Origin of the sequence: Nitratifractor sp., from assembly GCF_015487065.1 — a bacterium.
Classification (GTDB): Bacteria; Campylobacterota; Campylobacteria; order Campylobacterales; family Sulfurovaceae; genus Nitratifractor.
The window spans coordinates 1-17,135 of the sequence record NZ_WFQN01000161.1; the positions used below are offsets into that span (position 1 = coordinate 1).

Consider the following 17,135-nt stretch of genomic DNA (forward strand, 5'->3'; position numbering starts at 1 on the left):
ACATGAATTATTGATTTCCAATTTTTTATCAAAAACTACAATATCTATATCATTTGGATTTCTTTTAAAATATTTGCCATCAGTTTGTATAAAATAACTTAATGAGCCCGTAATAGCCCAATTTAAACCTTTTAAAGATTTTTCTATGTCACTAATTATATTACACAGATAAGCAACTTTGGCATATTTGATATTATCGTTATTATTTATATTCATTGGAAGTATAACTCAATTGCAATTACGCATCATTCTCCTCAATCTTCTGTAGGCACTTTCTTTAAAGTATTTAATAGATGTCAATGTAAATGATTTGTCAAAAATACTTAAATCATTATGCACAATAGGTTCCTTTAAATCACTATAATGTTTATCAAATAGTTTTTTGTGTTTTCCAGTAAACATATTATATTCATCGTATATAGAATAGGTAAACCCAAGCTCATTGTAACTATCAGCTATACGATGACTGTGCAGTTCCCGTATAGGTTGGATTGACAATGTATACATAACTGGACCTGTCAATCTCAAAACACCCTTTTTCCCTACTGAACCAAATATTGGATTATAATTTTTAATATTTTTAACCATATTATTAATGACAGATTTAAGAAATGGATGGTTACTTCTAGATACAATAAACCATTGCTGATATTCTCCTTTACAGTCCAATTCCGGATGTGTCATGGGCTCAAAATTTGGCCAATATGAAAGGATAAACTCATCGTCATCCAAAATCACCATATCTAATGGTTTTCTCAATGAACTCTTGATGTCAATATAAATTCCTCCTTCGCGATATATCAGAAGATATCTGAAAAAATCTGCTCTTGCAGGGCCATACTTCGGATTAATCATGTCATAATATTTTAAATATTCTGGATAAAATTTTCTTATATATTTTCTAACATCTTCATCATCAAATATTCTGTAATTCCATCCAACATTCTGTAATTTTATTTGATCAATATTGATTCTTATCTCTTCCGGCAAAGAGGATATATCGGGATATGTTTGAAAAATATTTTTCTCTATCATACTTTACTATTTTCAATTTAATTTGACAAAAAGTTATGCATCCTCGAAAAAAAATATCTTTTTCTGAATCTTAAACTGCGGAATTCTTTGAATGACATTTCGGAAGATGCTTTTTCATATAGGTCACAATATTCTTTATATTTTCGAGTTTTATACAAAGAACGCAGTAACTCCTGTAGATCAATATTTATGAAAAAATTCCTATCAAAATATGGAGAGATTTCCGAAAAGAATCCTGAGTTCAAAACAGCCTCACTAAATCCAAAGCCCTGCTGAACGATTCGATCATGGTTGTTTCTTGCTCTCCTATTATCAACGCTTCTTTTCTCCCCTATTGTCTCACCACAGTAACAACAATCATATTTTATAATCATTCTTATAATAAATTCTATATCTTCTTTATTAAACAAGGAGGTATTGTAACCGTTGATATTCAGGAAATCATCACGGCCTATCAAAAATGAATTGTTATGACAAAGGGAAGTATGACTCAGATAATTCTTAATTGACAACTCTCCGATAGGTATTTCAAGGTCATGTCTTTTTTTTCCATCCAGGATCAGACCATAAGCTACATCGCATCCAGTTTTTTCCAATGTCCGAATGCGTGAAGAGACAGCATTTTCAAAAAGTAAATCATCAGAATCAAGAAAACTTATCCATTGACAATCACAATTTGCAACACCATAATTCCTTGCATAGGACTGTCCACGATTCTTTTCCAGTCGTAGAATAGTAATTCTCTCTTTATATTTTTGACGGAGCATTTTATCTGTATCGTCAGTTGAGCCATCATCTATGACAATACATTCAACCTCTTTGTAATCCTGTTTCAACACTGAATCTACAGCTTGACAAACATAGGGCCATCTGTTATAAGTAGGGATAATTATACCTACCCTCCTATTTTTTTTGAATGACGAACTCATACTACTTATATGGCTCTTCCAATTTGACGCATTTTATCTATTTTACTCACCCTCCAGCCGAATTCTCACACTCGCCTCATGGGCGGTAAGCCCCTCGGTATGCGCCAGCAATGCACAGGCTTCGCCCAACTCCTCGATCCCCGCTTCACTCATCATGATCAGCGACGATTTCTTCAGGAAGTGCTCCACGCTCAGAGGGGAGTAGAACCTGGCCGTCCCGCCGGTGGGGAGGGTATGGTTGGGGCCGGCGATGTAGTCGCCGATGGGCTCGGGGGTGTAGCGGCCCAGGAAGATGGCGCCGGCGTGTTTGATGCTCCCCAGCAGCTCCATGGGCGAAGCGGTCATCACCTCCAGATGTTCGGGAGCGATCCGGTTCATCAGATCCACCGCTTCAGCCATATCGGCGGCGACGATGATCGCTCCCCGCTCTTCGATCGATTTGCGGGCGATGGCCTCGCGCTCCAGGGTCTTCAGGGCCTTCTCCACCTCATCGTTGACCCGGTTGGCCAGCTCCGCATCGTCGGTGATGAGGATCGAGCTGGCCATCTCGTCGTGCTCCGCCTGGCTCAGCAGATCCATCGCCAGCCACTCGGGACGCGCCGTGGCGTCCGCCAGGATGCCGATCTCGCTGGGGCCGGCGATCATGTCGATGTTGACCTCGCCATAGACCAGCTTTTTAGCCGTGGCGACGAAGATGTTGCCCGGCCCGGTGATCACGTCCACCTTGGGGATCGTCTCGGTGCCGTAAGCCATGGCCCCGATGGCCGATGCGCCGCCGACTTTGTAGACCTTGTCGATCCCGCAGAGATGGCAGGCGGCCAGCAGCAGTTGGTTGATCTCGTTGTCCGGAGTGGGCGTACAGACTACGATCTCCTCCACTCCGGCGACGATGGCCGGCACAGCGTTCATGAGCAGGGAGCTGGGATAGGCCGCCTTGCCGCCGGGGATATAGAGCCCCGCCCGGTCCACGGGTGTGACCCGCTGCCCCAGCATGGAGCCGTTTTTTTCATACTCGAACCAGGAGCGGGGCATCAGCTTTTCGTGGTAAGCCTTGATCCGGTCATAGGCCAGGTGCAGGGCCTCCCGAAGCTCGGGAGAAATCGCCTCGTAGGCCTTCTCCATCTCAACCGGATTCACCTGCAGCGCCGCATCGTCGGCAGGCTCCCAGCGATCGAAACGGGCAATATGGCGGCGCAGCGCGGCATTGCCTTCCTGGCGGATCTCCCGCAGCAGTGTCGTCACCGCTTCTGTCACCTTGTCGATGTCCATCGCCCCCCGTTTAAGAAGCTCTCCGAACTCCGCCGAAAAATTTTCATCACCGCTGTAATAGATTTTCATCAGTGTCTACCTTTTTAACATTCAAAATTCATCATTCAAAATTCAAAATCCAACATGGGATATTTCCGCCGATATCGCGGCAGCATGCTTTCGTTTCCCTTGAGGCCGCCCTGGTGGAGGTAGAGGATCTCTCCTCGCATTTTGTCCCGATGTTCGAGCAGGGTCAGCCATCCTTTGGGATCGTAGAGCAGATCAAACTCCACACCCGTTTGTCGATACAATTCTAGCCAAAGTTCGTAAAACTCCCGGTAGAGCCTGCCGAAATGGTACTTCCTGGGAAGATCGACGATCTGGGGCCAAAATGACGAATCGGGTTCGAGCATGGCGAACTGCTCCCGCAGATAGTCGGTACCTCCGACACACGGGACTGTTACGACGTGAGTGAAGAGTGAGGAACCGAAAAGATTTTTGAAGGTAGAGAGCTGTGGTTCCGGTGCCTGAGGGGAGAAAGACTGTCAACTTCGCAACCCCCCGCTCCCGCTGCCAGTTGATGATCTCCTCGCCCAGAATACGGATCCCCTCCTCTGCCTCGGGCTGCCGACCGCCCTCTTCGATGAAAAGCACCTTCTCTCCGAATTTCTCATTTTCCATTTCTCTTTTCTCACGGAAGATCATTCCGTTCTCCAGGGCGGCCCGATAGTTGCCCTGGGGATTCTCTTTCAGATAATCCGGGATGTGATCGACGAAATATTCGAACTCCCAACCGCGAAGTCTAGCCAGAACCGAGAGAGAGTACATGGCGTTGGATTGGGGGGATCCGTAGGAGACCAGCTTGCGGATCTGCGGGAGATCCCGATGGAGCCAATAATGAAGTTTCCTCGCTTTGTTGCCGGAAAACTCAGAGTGGATTTGATCGTCCCTTTTGAGAAAATATCGTCGCCCTTCTACCAAAATCTCCTCTACCGGCGACGGAACATTCCAAGAGTCGATCATCCGAAATTCCCCACGCTCCGGGGTCTGTAGCGCGCCCCTTCGCTCTTTTATTTTTCTGTCGTATAATAACCCCAATTTCTCCGAAATAACTTAGAAAAAATCAAAAAATGAGGAAAGATCTTGATGAAAGCTGAACACTATTACAATCCCCATGGCGAACCGATCATGGATGAAAAAATCTATGGAGGCAATCCTACGGGATTTGTCGATTTCAACCGGCCCCGCTACAAGTGGAGCGTCAATCTCTACGACCTGATGAACGCCAACACCTGGTTCCCTTCCGAGGTCAACACCGCCAGCGAAAAGAAAAACTTCGAGATGCTCACCGATAACGAGCAGGCGATCTACAAGCTCACCTTCGCCCAGCTCAGCTTCAACGACAGTGCCCAGGAGGAGTACCTCTCCGATTTCCGGCGCCTGGCCAACAACCGCCTGGTCAAAGCCGCCATCAGCCTCCAGATCATGCAGGAGGTCAACCACTCCAAGAGTTACGCCGTGCTGCTGGATGCCGCCGGAAACTCCGAGGAAGTTTTCGACCTCTACAAGCACGATATGGCCCTCAGCCGCAAAAATCAACGTATCGCCGAGCAGTTTGCCCGCTATATTGACGGGAACTCCGCCGAAGAGATGCTGCTCAGCGCCATGGCCAGTGTCAACCTGGAAGGGATCTACTTCCTCCTGGGATTCAGCTACATCTATGTCCTGGGAGACAAGGTTCCCGGCGCCCGGGACATGATCAAATTCATTGCCCGCGACGAGATCAACACCCACCTGCCCCTTTTTGCCAACATCTTCAAGACCATTTACAAAGAGAACAAAATTCCCGCCGGAATCGTGGACAAAGCCTATGAGATGATCAACGAAGCGGTGGATATCGAATTAGAGTATGGGAAATATCTGTTGGAAAACTATCCCATTATGGGACTTACAGAGGAACTGATGGAGCAGACGGTCTACAACTATGCCAACGATCGGCTCAAAAAGATTGGCCTGGATCCTATCTACAAAGATTCACCTCAGACCTATCTGCAGAAACTGGTAGAAAAACACTTGCGGATGAACGATGTACGCAGCAACTTCTTCGAGAGCAACGTCAGCAACTACGCCAAATCCAGCATCGATCTGGATGATTTTTAACGAGAGGCTTTTGGCCTCTCGGTTTATTAGTCATTCGTGATTGGTCATTGGAAGAAACGGAAACATTCAACCCCAATGACTAATGACCAGTGACCAATGACTCGGTATTGAGAAAGATTTTCTCAATACCGATCGATACAGTTCAATTCCTCAAAAGCCAGAACCACCCGATCCCGCATCGACTCTTCGCCGGCTCGCAGCCATTTACGGGGATCGTAGTATTTCTTGTTTGGCTTATCCTCCCCTTCGGGGTTGCCGATCTGGCTCTGAAGATAGTCGTGATACTTCGCCACATAGCCCCGTACACCGTCCCAGAAGGCCCACTGGGTATCGGTGTCGATATTCATCTTCACCACCCCATAGCTGATCGCCTCTTTGATCTCTTCGGGGCTGGAACCGCTGCCGCCGTGAAAGACGAAGCTCACCGGTTTGGGGCCGGTGTGATGTTTTTTCTGAATGTACTCCTGGGAGTTACGCAGGATCTTGGGCTCCAGATGGACGTTGCCGGGCTTATAGACACCATGCACGTTCCCGAAACTGGCGGCAATGGTGAAACGGTCGCTGATGGCGCTGAGGCGCTCGTAGGCTTCGCAGACCTCTTCGGGCTGAGTGTAGAGGGCGGCATTGTCCACGTTGGTATTGTCCACCCCGTCCTCTTCGCCGCCGGTGATCCCCAGCTCGATCTCCAGAGTCATCCCGATCCGGCTCATCCGCTCCAGATACTTCTCGCAAGTGGCCAGATTCTCCTCCAGCGGCTCTTCGGAGAGGTCCAGCATATGAGAGGAGAAGAGCGGTTTTCCTGTCTCTTCGAAATGCTTTTCACTCGCCTCCAGCAGTCCGTCGATCCAGGGCAGGAGCTTCCGAGCGGCATGGTCAGTGTGGAGGATGACCGGGATTCCGTAGGCTTCTGCGAGGGTGTGGACATGTTTTGCGCCGCTGATGGCCCCCAGGATCGCTGCCCGCTCGTCCTCGTTGCTCAGCCCTTTGCCGGCATAGAAGGAAGCCCCGCCGTTGCTGAACTGCACGATGACGGGAGAGTGGACCTTTGCTGCCGCCTCCATAACCGCGTTGACCGAATCGGTTCCGACCACATTGACCGCGGGGAGCGCAAACTCCTGCGCTTTGGCAATCTCGAAAATCTTCTGCAGATCATCCCCCGTCACCACACCGGGTTTTACCACCTCTGAAATCTTTTGACTCATCCTTCTCTCCTAACTTTGGCTAAATCTCTTCTATTTCTTGCTTGTTTTTGCCGTTTTCGGCTTAGGGTTGTAATCGATTTTGGCATTTTTCATCAGCTGCTGAACAAATTTGATCTTTTTTAATTCGGCGGCGATGAGGGGTTTGACCTTTTCAAAGGGAACAATCTTGCCGGTTTTGGGATCTTTGAAGAGTTTTTTACGTTTGTTGTATTCCGCCTTCAGCTCCTCATCGGTGACCGGGATTTTGACAGCGTTCTTGCGGATCCACAGCTCGGCATCCGCCATATATTTCTCGGGGACCGTGAGCTCTTTTTGCGCTTTTTTCTGAAACTCTTTGTAATGCTTACGGATATAGAAGTCGGTCCAAATAGCCAACTTCTCTTTACGGCTCAGCTCTTTGGCCGCCGTTCGGGTCACGAGCTTCTGCTTGGCCAGCTCCTGGATCACCCGCTTTCGGTCCTTCTTTTTCAGCATCGAATAGTTCGCCCGCCCCCGGGTGACACGTTTGACGAAGGCATCAGCCTCTTTCTGGGTAATCTCATAGCCGTTGACAGTGGCAATAACCTTGGCGGAGAGTCCCGACATTCCTACAAAAAGAGTCATCAGGGCGATCGCTGCGATACGTTTCATTCTTCGGATCCTTTTCTTTGCTTGATTATGATAGGAATATTGTAAACCCAAACCGTGGAAAAACGGCTGAGTTTACCGATTACTTGGTAGATTTCTCTTTGCCGGACTCTGCACCTTCGATCTTGATATCGGCGTTCTTTTTGAGGAGATCGGTCTCCTGCTTCATCTTTTCCACAAAACGCTGCTGTTTGAGTGTGGCGATAACCCGGTCTTTGACCTTGTCAAAAGGAATCGTCTGGGCCGGTTTTTTATCCTCGACATAAATCACGTGCCAACCAAACTGAGTCTTGACCGGCTTGAGGGTAATTTCACCCGGCTGCAGGGCAAAAGCCGCTTTGGAAAAAGGCAGTACCATTTGCTTTGGGGTGAAATAACCCAGATCGCCCCCTTTGGAGCCGGTGGGACCGGTAGATTCTTTTTTGGCCAGTTCGATGAATTTCTGCTTCAATGCTTCACCTTTGAGGCCTTTGAGCTGATCGATGATCTCCTGAGCTTTCTTTTCATCTTTGACAAGGATATGCCGGGCATGGACACGGGCGGGTACTGCAAATTTGTCGGCGTGTTTCTGATAGAACTCTTTGGCTTCGCTCTCGCTGACGATGATCTTGTCAAACTGCTGTTTCGCCCAGGCATTGATCATCAGCTTCTGCTTGGCCAGTTTCAACATCCGCTGAAATTCAGGATCTTTCTCTACCCCCGCCTTTTGTGCGGCTTCCGAAAGGATTTCCGTTTCGATCAATCCGTCAAGCACCTTCTTTTTGGTCTTGGGGTCGAGCATATCGTAGGTGATCGGTTGATTGGGCATGCTTTGCTGCAAAAAGGCATTGAGATCCTCTTTGGTGATCTGGTGGCCGTTGACAGTCGCTACGACATCGGAAGCACAGAGCAATGTACTCCCCATTCCGAGGCACAGAGCGGTCACAGCCAAGGTTCTTTTCATCATTTTCATCGTGTTTCCTCACTTATCGATAATTTTGCTTGAAGTATATCCGCTCAGGTTAAATCAATCATTAACTATTCTATTTCTATGCTAAGATTCGACACATTCCATTCCCGAGGACGATACAAAGTGGCTCAGAGAAAAAAAATCAAACTGGCGACACGCAAAGAGATCGAAGCAATCAAACAGCTGCTGCTTGAACACTACCCCGACAGTGTAACCGAACTGCACTACCGCAATCTCTATGAACTGCTGGTCTCGGTCATGCTCTCGGCCCAGTGTACCGACAAACGGGTCAACCTCATCACTCCGGCTCTTTTTGAAAAGTATCCCGATATCCCCTCCCTCGCCCGGGCCGATGTGGAGGAGGTCAAAGAGTACATCAAAACCTGTTCCTTCTTCAACAACAAGGCCAAAAACCTGGTCGCCATGGCCCGGATGGTCATGGAGCAGTACCACGGAGAGATCCCCCTGGACGAGAAGGAGCTGGTCAAGCTCCCCGGTGTGGGGCAGAAGACCGCCCATGTCGTCCTCATCGAATACACCGGAGCCAACCTCATGGCGGTCGATACCCATGTCTTCCGAGTCGCCCACCGGCTGGGACTCAGCAATGCTCCTACCGTCGAGGGGACCGAACGGGACCTGGTGCGCAAATTCAAAACCGACCTGCACCGTCTCCACCAGGCGATGGTGCTCTTCGGACGCTACATCTGCAAAGCGGTCAAACCGGAGTGTGATCGTTGTTTTCTGACGGAGTATTGCAAGAGCAAAGAGAGTTTCAAAGCCAAATAACAAGGAGAAGAACCCATGATCGGAGAATATATCAACGGCGGCCTGATGCTGCTGATCCTAACCGCGGCGCTTTGGATCCTCAAATCCCCCAAAAAACCATCGGAAAATTCGAAAGACTCATCCCATAATGAGACTCAATGAACTTGAATATCAGTAACTAACAGAGAAAAATTTCGACAGGAGATTTCCGATGCAAAAGACCCTCATTCTATTTGTCGTTTTGACATGGACGATACAGGCCGGTTTTCAATCTATCGATGCCAAAACCCTGCAAAAGATGCAGGCTCGAGGCGTCCCCGTCATCGACATCCGCACCCCGGCCGAATGGCAGCAGCGCGGGATCATCAAAGGAGCGCATCTCCTGATGTTCTTCGACGAGCGGGGACGCCCCCATGTCCGGGAGTGGCTGGAGAAGTTCACTCAGATCGTCAAGGACAAAAAGAGCCCCTTCATCCTCTACTGCGCCCACGCCAACCGAAGCAAAGCCGTCGGCCAATGGCTCAGCGAAAAACTGGGCTACGAAAAAGTCTATGAGCTCAAAGGCGGGATCGAATACGGATGGCGGGAGCTGAACATGCCGGTGAAACGGCTGAATAAAGAATAAGAAATGAGAAATTGTACCTACCAAAAAAAATTATCAAGTGGTTTTAGCACTTAGCACTTAGCACTTAGCACTTAGCACTTAGCACTTAGCACTTAGCACTTTCCTGAAAGAATGAAATCCACCGTATTGTTGACATAAGCGTTGTGCTTGTTGTCTTTGTGATAGACGATGTAGAACTTGCGCGTCATCGTATAGCCCTGAATTCGTGCCTCAAAGAGTGTCCCCTCCTGTACATCATCGGCGATAGCGTAATGGGAGACGATCGAAACTGTGGGATGTTCGCTGTCTTTTTTACTCTTTTTGACTGTCTGAAGGACCGCCGTCGTATTGGAGACATCGGAGAGGACGTTGAAATCCCGGCATCGGACTCCCAGCTCTTCAAAGACCTCCTGGACCACCATCCGGGTCTGGCTTCCCTCTTCGCGGCAGACCCATTTGAACTCGTAGAGATCTTCAGGGCGCAGAACCTTGGGAATCGGCACGTTGCTGAAGACCACCAGTTCATCCTCCCGCCACTCCCGGACGATCAAATCGTCATCAGCGATATGAGCTTCGATCAGCCCCAGATCGATTTTGTGCTCTTTAATTCCCTGAACAATCTCTTTACTCACATCGACGATCAGTTTGACATCGTTGTTAATCACCTGACTGAGGGTATTGAGGCACTCTCCGGGAATGACATAGTTACCGATGGTAAAGGAGGTTCCCAATCTGAAGGTGATCTTTTTGTTGATGATCCGCAAGATATCCCCTTCGGCCTCGTGGATGCACTTCTCCAGCCGTACAGCAACTTTGTAAAGCTCTTCTCCCGCCCCGGTAAGACGTATTCCGTTTTTCTTGCGTTCAATCACCTTGGTATCCAGGTACCCCTCGATAAACTTGATCTGCTGAGTCACCGCCGGCTGGGAGATCCCCAGTTTGGCTGAGGCTCGGGAGAAACTCCGCTCCCGCACCACCGTCAAAAACGTCTCGAGTTTCGTAAAATCCTTCAGCATCGCCCCTGTGCCTCCCGCTTTCATGAAAGTAAATGTTCTTCAATAGATTTTAACATTCTAACGAATATAAGCATAAGTCAAACTTATTTAGACATCAATTTCATATTTATCATACAATATCACCTATAGAATAGATTCACCTCATTCTCCTCTGACGGAATAGTTTAAACCTTAGAAGATATAATATTTCTAATTTAAAGCAAAACTGTTCAGGAAGAGGACGCGATTTATGTTAGAGGAACTCAACGACAGTCAACGGGAAGCGGCGACTCATATCGACGGACCGCTGCTGATCCTCGCCGGGGCGGGCAGCGGCAAGACCAAGACCCTCACCACCCGACTGGCCTATCTGCTGGGAGAAGTGGGGATCGATCCGGCCAATACCCTGACCCTCACCTTCACCAACAAAGCCGCTTCGGAGATGCGGGACCGGGCGCTCCGTCTCATCGGTGACCGGGCCGCCTATCCCCCTCTGCTGTGTACCTTCCACAAATTCGGCCTCCTCTTCCTGAAGTTCCATATCGACCGCCTGGGACGGGACAACAACTTCGTCATCATCGACAGCGACGACAAGAAACGCCTCGTCCGATCCCTGGCCAAAGATCTCAAAATCGACCTCAACCTCTCCTTCCTGGCCAGTGAGATCTCCAAATACAAAAATACCCTCCTGACCCCCGAGGAGGTGATCGCCAAAGCGGAACTCCCCGACTACAAAAAGGCGGCACTCCTCTATCAGCGCTACCAGGAGAATATCGAAGAGAACAACCTGGTGGATTTCGATGATCTGCTGATGCTCACCCATCGGATCCTGGAGGAGAACGAGGATCTGCGCCGGGAGACCAGCCGGCGCTATCAATACATCATGGTCGACGAATATCAGGACACCAACGAGCTGCAGTACAAACTCCTGCGCCTGCTCTGCAGTGAGCATGACAACCTCTGCGTCGTCGGTGACGACGATCAGAGCATCTACGGATGGCGGGGAGCCAATATCCGCAATATCCTGGAGTTCCATGAGCATTTCGACAATACCCGCATCGTCAAGCTGGAGGTCAACTACCGCTCTACCCAACCCATCCTCGAAGCGGCCAATGCCCTCATTGAGCACAACAGCAAGCGCCTGGGCAAAAAGCTCATCAGCCACCGGGGCGAGGGGCCCGAGATCAAACTGCTCCACTCCCTGGATGAGAGCCACGAGGCCCGCAATATCGCCCAGAAAATCCACGATTTGCTGAATGAAGGCGTCGATCCGGAGGAGATCGCCGTCCTCTACCGGATCAACGCCCTCTCCCGCTCTCTGGAAGAGGGATTCAGCCGGGAAAATCTCCCCTTCAAACTCATCGGCGGTATACGCTTTTATGAACGGGCGGAGATCAAGGATATCATCAGCTATTTCCGGGTCCTGGCCAACCCCCACGACGACTTCTCCTTCCTGCGGATCGTCAACAAACCCAAACGGGGCCTGGGCAAGACCTCCATCGACAAATTGATGCGCACCGCCCACGACCGCCGGATTTCCCTCTATCAGACCATTGAAAGCCTGAGCGAAAAGGAGTTGGCCTCCGCCATCAGCAAAAAGGCTGCCGGAACCCTTAAGGAGCTCGTCGAGACCATCCACGAGCTTCAGCAGGTGAGCCGGGAATCCCTCTACAACTTCGTGGATTTTTTCGAGGAGAAGATCGGACTCAAGGATTACTACGGTGCCATGGTGGACGGCTTCGAGCGGATCCTCAACATCGACGAATTCTACGGCTATCTCAGAGATTCGGTCATGAAAAATCCAGAACTGAGCCTGGATGAGTTCCTCAACGATATCTCTCTGCAAAGTGACCAGGACCAGGTTGAGGGCAACGCCATCACCATCATGAGCATCCACGCTGCCAAGGGACTGGAGTTTGAGCACCTTTTCGTCATCGGGATGGAGGAGGAGTTCTTCCCCCTGCTGGGCGATGGCTGCAACATAGAGGAGGAGCGCCGCCTGGGCTACGTAGCCATCACCAGGGCCAAGACCGACCTGACCCTCTGCTACTCCGACAGCCGCTTCTACAAAGGCCGCCGTAAACAGCTGGAGAAAAGCCGCTTCCTGGGCGAAGCGGGCCTGATCCAAAACGCCAGCCTCAAAGTCAGCAAAAGTGCCGAATACAAAAAAGGCGATCTGGTCAAGCACAAGATCTTCGGCATCGGTCGCGTCCAGGCCGTCACCAAATCGGGCAAGGAGTACAAACTCCGCATCAACTTCGGCGGCACCAAAAAAGAGATCCTCAGCTCCTTCGTCCAGCCGGCGTGATCTTCGAGTGAGGAATTGATGACACCTTCGACGCAGTCGCAAGTCGCAAGTCGCAAGTCGCAAGTGAAGGCGCCTTTGGCGCCGTTATTGGTTATTGGTTATTGGTTATTGGGAGCGTTGCAATGCAATGCCGACCGAAATCATTCATCATTCATCATTCATCATTCATCATTTGGAAGCAAAGCTTCCATTTCGGTTCCTCACTCCTCATTCCTCATTCCTCATTCGACAAAGAGGAGATTCAATTGAATCTCCTCTTTGTCGTGGACAAGCCCATCTTCGTCTCCTCCAACCGCTACATGAACGTCATCAAGCGGCAATACGGCACCAAAAAGGTGGGCTTCTCCGGAACCCTGGATCCCTTCGCCACCGGCTGTCTCATCGTCGCCACGGGACAGTACACCAGACTCTTCCAATACCTGGCCAAAACCCCCAAGACCTACCGGGCCACCCTCTGGCTGGGAGCCGAGTCGGCCAGTCTCGATATCGAGAATATCCAAAGCATCCGCGACGTTCCCAAAGTCGAAGAAGCAAAGCTCCGGGAGATCCTCGCCTCCCTGGAGGGGGAGCTGGAGTATCTGCCTCCCAAATACAGCGCCAAAAAGATTGCCGGGGAGCGGGCCTATGATGTGATGCGCCGGGGAGGCGACATCGAACTGCCTACGGTCCGCTCGACGATCCATGAACTCAGGCTGCTTCACTACCGACACCCCTTCATCACCTTCGAAGCCACCGTAAGCGAAGGCACCTATATCCGCAGCCTGGGAGTGATGATCGCCGAAGCCCTAAACCTCCCCGGCACCCTCAGCAGCCTCAGACGCCTCCGGGAAGGGAAATTCCGGATCGGCGAGCAGGAGCCCCTCGACCCTCTCGACTACCTGGCCCTGCCCAAAAACCGCTACTTCGGCGATCCTCAGTGGCTGGAGCTGGGCAAAAAGCTCCAGCCCCGTTTTTTCGAAAAGCAGGAAGAGGGGCTCTATGTGGTCGAGACCGACAAATTTTTCAGTATCCTGGAGTTCAAAGAGGGTGAAATAAAGTACCGACTCAATCGGATTGAGAAGTATAAAGGGAGGGGAGGATGAAAGTCGCCGCCCCCGCCAAAGTCAATATCTTCCTCAAAATCACCGGACACAAAGAGGGCTACCATACCCTTCTCTCCCGTTTCATGCAGGTGACGGATCTCTACGATACGATCCGTTTCGTCCCCTGCGAGTGCGACACTTTCACCATCGAAGGCTGCCCAGGTGTCCCCAGGGAGTCCAATACCATCTACCGCGCCTGGAAAGCCCTCAACGAAGCCACGGGGGATCTGGATCTCCTGGAGTTTTTCTATCATCACAAGGTGATTGTGGAGAAGCGCATTCCTACCCAGGCCGGCCTGGGGGGCGGCAGCTCCGACGCCGCAGCCTTTATGCGCCTGGCAAGGCAAGTCTGCGATTTGAAGCTCTCCACCGACGAACTGGCCCAAATCGGCTCAACCATAGGAGCCGATATCCCCTTTTTCATCTACGACTACCCCAGTGCCAATGTCTCGGGATTCGGAGAGATCGTGGAAGCTTTCGACGAGGAGCCGCTGCCACTGAAGATCGAGACACCCCCCGTCGCCTGTGACACGGCGGCGGTTTACAAAGTCTTCAAAGAACGTTTCCTCTCTGGCATCAATCCCCTCTCTTTCCTCGGCTGGGAACGGATCCCCTCCGCCGAACTCCTGGAGCGCATCGCCGATCCGAAAAAACTCAACGACCTCTACCCCGCCGCCCTGCTGGCCTGCTCCAGGCTCCGGGACTACGCCCCACCCGGCTGGTTCTTCAGCGGCAGCGGGAGCAGCTTTTTCAAAGTGAGGAGTTGAAACGGAAGCTTTGCTTCCGTATGGTGAATGGTGAATAATAAATGATGAATGATTTCGGTATGCGCCGCTTCGCAACGCTTCTATTCAAACGACAAACGACAAACGACGAAAAAAACCCAATAAGCAATCGACCGATTACGACGCCGAAGGCGTCTCTCTCCTGCTATAATTCCGCCACAAACCCCAAAGAGTGAAAGCGGACCCATGGCCATCAAAATCATCGCCCAAAACAAAAAAGCCAGACACGAATACGAGATCTTGGAGAAGTACGAAGCGGGAATCGAGCTGCAGGGCAGCGAAGTCAAGGCGCTGCGCCAGGGGCGGGTCAATCTCAACGATGCCTACTGCCGATTCATCAAAGGGGAACTCTGGCTCCTCAACGCCCATATCGGCCACCTGGAGACCGCCAACCGCCACTTCGCCCGAGAAGAACGGGCCCCCCGCAAGCTGCTGCTGCACAAAAAGCAGCTTCACTCACTCTACGGAAAAGTCAACAAAGAGGGCCTCACCATCGTCCCCCTGATGCTCTACTTCAATGAACGCAACCGGGCCAAGCTCTCCATCGCCCTCGCCAAAGGGAAAAAACTCCACGACAAACGCGAAACCCTCAAACGCCGCACTCTCGATCGGGAAGCGGCTCAGGCGATGAAACATCGCGATTATTAATCGGACCCCGTGCTCTCTTTCTCTTTGCCGTAAGGATTGACGAATTGGTCGTTGAGGCGGCGAATGGCGGCCCGGGAGTATTCGATGATTCCTTCGAGTTTCTCTTCGGTGCGTCGGATCCATCCGCCGGACCAGACGCTGAGAATGGGGCGGTACCACCGGGTCTGGGTTTCGATCGCCCGAGCTAAAAAAGGATCCGACTCTTTGGTCTTTTTCACCAGGGATCGGGCGATCGAGGCTTTGATCCGGAAGTGCAGAAAAAGCAGGAGCAAGAAAACGGCAACGATGCTCCCTCCCAGCGTCAATGGATTGGCAGGCAGAATCCCCAGGAGAAAGAGCGCAGCCAATGAACCTCCGAGTAGGAGAAAAAGCAGTATATCGGCCAACAACACCCGACGGCCCCATCGCTGGATCGCCTCTGTAAGTCTCGGAAGCTTTTTCTCCCAGATTTGACGGGCAAAATCCTCCAGGGCCTTGGTGATCCGGTAGGCCCGTTCGATTTTGACTCCTTCCATCTTCTCCATAATCCGGCGCCAATCCTCGTCACGTTTGCGCTTGAGCCGCTCGGCCACCGCAGGATCGTCGATGGGTTGCATCGCCTCTTCGTTGTAAATCGCATAAAAGTTGCCCGAGATCAGCCCTTTTTGGGAAAGAGCCCGTTGCCAGGCACCGATGACATCTTCGAGATTATCCTCTCTGGCGGTGGTATCGATCTGATTGAGGATATAGAGAATCTTATCCCGGTCCCGGTGCTCCACGGTCTGCGCCACCAGATGCTCCAGGGTATCGCGCATGGCCCCGGGCTCGGGATGGCGGGCATCGAAAAAGATCAGGACCAGATCCGACATCTCCACGATATGGCTGCTGATCCGCAGGATAGAGCTACGCTGGCTGTCGGCGTCGAAACCTGGAGAGTCGATCAAGATCTTCCCTTTGATCCGTTCGGAGGGAACGGTTTTGAGCTGGAGATAGAGGTTGACCCGGCTCCCCTCTCCCTCGTCCACACGCTCCACTTCCCGGCTGATATTGTAGAAGGGAAAGCGGGGATCAGCATCCAGTGCCAACCCCGGCAGCGTCACGGGACGATCCCCCGCCCCGTAGCAAATCACGGTAAATTTGTCATCCACCGCCTGATTGCCGCTGGCCTGGACCGGCATGCCCAGATAGGTATTGATGAAGGTCGATTTGCCTGCCGAAAAGGTTCCCAAAATCGAGATCAGCGGCCACCAGGAAATCTTGGCGGTGTAGCTCTCTTCCGCCTCCAGGATCCCCAGCCCTCGTGCAACCTTGTCCAATCGTTCATATTCCCGGATCACCTCCAACAAAACGGGGTTTTCGGCACTGAGATACTCTTCGAGTTTTTTATAACGTTCTTTGGCGGTCATGGCAAGACTCCCAATCCTTCTTCGTTTTCCGTATCTTATCCAAAGTCAAAAATTAAAAATGACTTTAATGCATCCTGTTGCGCCGCAGCTCATCCCGCACTTTGCGGTAGAGCGCTTTGAGGCGATGCATAAAACCGGACTCTCCGGCAGGGAGAAACTCCTTAATCCTTTGCCAGATTCCACCCAGATCGGCTTTGAGGCGATGGACGGCTGCCATACTCCTGCGATAGATCGCACGGGATTTGAGCCAGGCGAGGAATGCCAGGATCTTCTCGTAGGCCCAGGCGAACCAGGCAAAAGAGAGAAGCTGTTCGCGACTGACACCGAAGAGCCAGAAAGTAAAGGCGGCGATGGGGATCTTGAGCCCGTAGAGCAAAAGACCCGGCAGGAGCATCCCCTGGACGATCAAAACC

At 51.0% G+C, this 17,135-nt stretch carries 18 protein-coding genes and 1 pseudogene; 7 read left to right on the forward strand and 12 right to left on the reverse strand.

Annotated features, from left to right (window positions below):
* From F8I07_RS09085 to F8I07_RS09110, 6 genes are all read right to left on the reverse strand, one after another.
* Positions 1 to 216, reverse strand: a 216-nt coding sequence (locus tag F8I07_RS09085) for a hypothetical protein (RefSeq protein WP_292658649.1), incomplete at its 3' end; no start/stop codon positions are given.
* A gap of 12 nt (positions 217 to 228) precedes the next feature.
* Complete coding sequence (locus tag F8I07_RS09090; protein ID WP_292658651.1) at positions 229 to 1,035, reverse strand: glycosyltransferase family 32 protein; 807 nt, start codon at positions 1,033 to 1,035, stop codon at positions 229 to 231.
* 17 nt (positions 1,036 to 1,052) lie between these two features.
* A complete protein-coding gene (locus tag F8I07_RS09095) occupies positions 1,053 to 1,964 on the reverse strand; it encodes a glycosyltransferase family 2 protein (RefSeq protein WP_292658653.1) in 912 nt (303 codons plus the stop codon).
* A gap of 42 nt (positions 1,965 to 2,006) precedes the next feature.
* Positions 2,007 to 3,302, reverse strand: coding sequence for a histidinol dehydrogenase (hisD, locus tag F8I07_RS09100; protein ID WP_292658656.1), 1,296 nt, complete (start codon positions 3,300 to 3,302; stop codon positions 2,007 to 2,009).
* 35 nt (positions 3,303 to 3,337) lie between these two features.
* Positions 3,338 to 3,505 (reverse strand): hypothetical protein, encoded by a 168-nt coding sequence (locus F8I07_RS09105; protein WP_292658659.1) that lies wholly within the window; start codon positions 3,503 to 3,505, stop codon positions 3,338 to 3,340.
* Positions 3,495 to 4,235 (reverse strand): hypothetical protein, encoded by a 741-nt coding sequence (locus F8I07_RS09110; RefSeq protein ID WP_292658661.1) that lies wholly within the window; start codon positions 4,233 to 4,235, stop codon positions 3,495 to 3,497. Before F8I07_RS09110 ends, F8I07_RS09105 begins: the two co-directional genes overlap by 11 nt.
* Positions 4,236 to 4,358: 123 nt before the next feature.
* Between F8I07_RS09110 and F8I07_RS09115 the strand changes: the two genes are divergently transcribed.
* Positions 4,359 to 5,372, forward strand: coding sequence for a ribonucleotide-diphosphate reductase subunit beta (locus tag F8I07_RS09115; protein ID WP_292658688.1), 1,014 nt, complete (start codon positions 4,359 to 4,361; stop codon positions 5,370 to 5,372).
* 122 nt (positions 5,373 to 5,494) lie between these two features.
* Here F8I07_RS09115 and fbaA read toward each other — a convergent pair whose 3' ends face one another.
* The 3 genes from fbaA to F8I07_RS09130 all read right to left on the reverse strand — a co-directional run bounded on the left by fbaA (position 5,495) and on the right by F8I07_RS09130 (position 8,153).
* Complete coding sequence (gene fbaA / locus F8I07_RS09120; protein ID WP_292658664.1) at positions 5,495 to 6,574, reverse strand: class II fructose-bisphosphate aldolase; 1,080 nt, start codon at positions 6,572 to 6,574, stop codon at positions 5,495 to 5,497.
* Between the two features lie 30 nt (positions 6,575 to 6,604).
* On the reverse strand, positions 6,605 to 7,204 hold the full coding sequence (locus F8I07_RS09125) for a hypothetical protein (RefSeq protein WP_292658667.1): 600 nt from the start codon (positions 7,202 to 7,204) through the stop codon (positions 6,605 to 6,607).
* 79 nt (positions 7,205 to 7,283) lie between these two features.
* Positions 7,284 to 8,153 carry a peptidyl-prolyl cis-trans isomerase gene (locus F8I07_RS09130; RefSeq protein ID WP_292658669.1) on the reverse strand — a complete coding sequence of 290 codons (870 nt, stop codon included), beginning with the start codon at positions 8,151 to 8,153 and terminating at the stop codon, positions 7,284 to 7,286.
* A gap of 138 nt (positions 8,154 to 8,291) precedes the next feature.
* Here F8I07_RS09130 and nth point away from each other — a divergent pair, with 138 nt between their 5' ends.
* Positions 8,292 to 8,936, forward strand: a complete 645-nt coding sequence (nth, locus tag F8I07_RS09135; RefSeq protein ID WP_292658691.1) for an endonuclease III — start codon at positions 8,292 to 8,294, stop codon at positions 8,934 to 8,936.
* A 190-nt stretch (positions 8,937 to 9,126) separates the two neighbouring features.
* Entirely contained in the window at positions 9,127 to 9,540 is a 414-nt protein-coding gene (locus F8I07_RS09140; RefSeq protein WP_292658671.1) for a rhodanese-like domain-containing protein, read from the forward strand.
* Between the two features lie 92 nt (positions 9,541 to 9,632).
* Here the strand turns inward: F8I07_RS09140 and F8I07_RS09145 are convergent, their stop codons facing one another.
* Positions 9,633 to 10,535 (reverse strand): LysR family transcriptional regulator, encoded by a 903-nt coding sequence (locus F8I07_RS09145; protein ID WP_292658674.1) that lies wholly within the window; start codon positions 10,533 to 10,535, stop codon positions 9,633 to 9,635.
* Between the two features lie 229 nt (positions 10,536 to 10,764).
* Between F8I07_RS09145 and F8I07_RS09150 the strand changes: the two genes are divergently transcribed.
* From F8I07_RS09150 to smpB, 4 genes are all read left to right on the forward strand, one after another.
* Complete coding sequence (locus F8I07_RS09150) at positions 10,765 to 12,822, forward strand: ATP-dependent helicase (RefSeq protein ID WP_292658677.1); 2,058 nt, start codon at positions 10,765 to 10,767, stop codon at positions 12,820 to 12,822.
* Positions 12,823 to 13,067: 245 nt separating this feature from the next.
* Entirely contained in the window at positions 13,068 to 13,904 is an 837-nt protein-coding gene (gene truB / locus F8I07_RS09155; protein ID WP_292658680.1) for a tRNA pseudouridine(55) synthase TruB, read from the forward strand.
* Positions 13,901 to 14,671 (forward strand): 4-(cytidine 5'-diphospho)-2-C-methyl-D-erythritol kinase, encoded by a 771-nt coding sequence (locus F8I07_RS09160; RefSeq protein WP_292658682.1) that lies wholly within the window; start codon positions 13,901 to 13,903, stop codon positions 14,669 to 14,671. The genes truB and F8I07_RS09160 overlap by 4 nt, the downstream gene beginning before the upstream one ends.
* 204 nt (positions 14,672 to 14,875) lie before the next feature.
* Entirely contained in the window at positions 14,876 to 15,337 is a 462-nt protein-coding gene (gene smpB, locus F8I07_RS09165; RefSeq protein WP_292658685.1) for an SsrA-binding protein SmpB, read from the forward strand.
* On the opposite strand, the gene F8I07_RS09170 is transcribed toward smpB, so the two are convergent.
* Both F8I07_RS09170 and F8I07_RS09175 read right to left on the reverse strand, forming a co-directional pair.
* Positions 15,334 to 16,722 carry a dynamin family protein gene (locus tag F8I07_RS09170; protein WP_292658687.1) on the reverse strand — a complete coding sequence of 463 codons (1,389 nt, stop codon included), beginning with the start codon at positions 16,720 to 16,722 and terminating at the stop codon, positions 15,334 to 15,336. The genes smpB and F8I07_RS09170 overlap by 4 nt on opposite strands.
* A 64-nt stretch (positions 16,723 to 16,786) precedes the next feature.
* Positions 16,787 to 17,135, reverse strand: a pseudogene (locus tag F8I07_RS09175) (hypothetical protein); the annotation flags it as partial.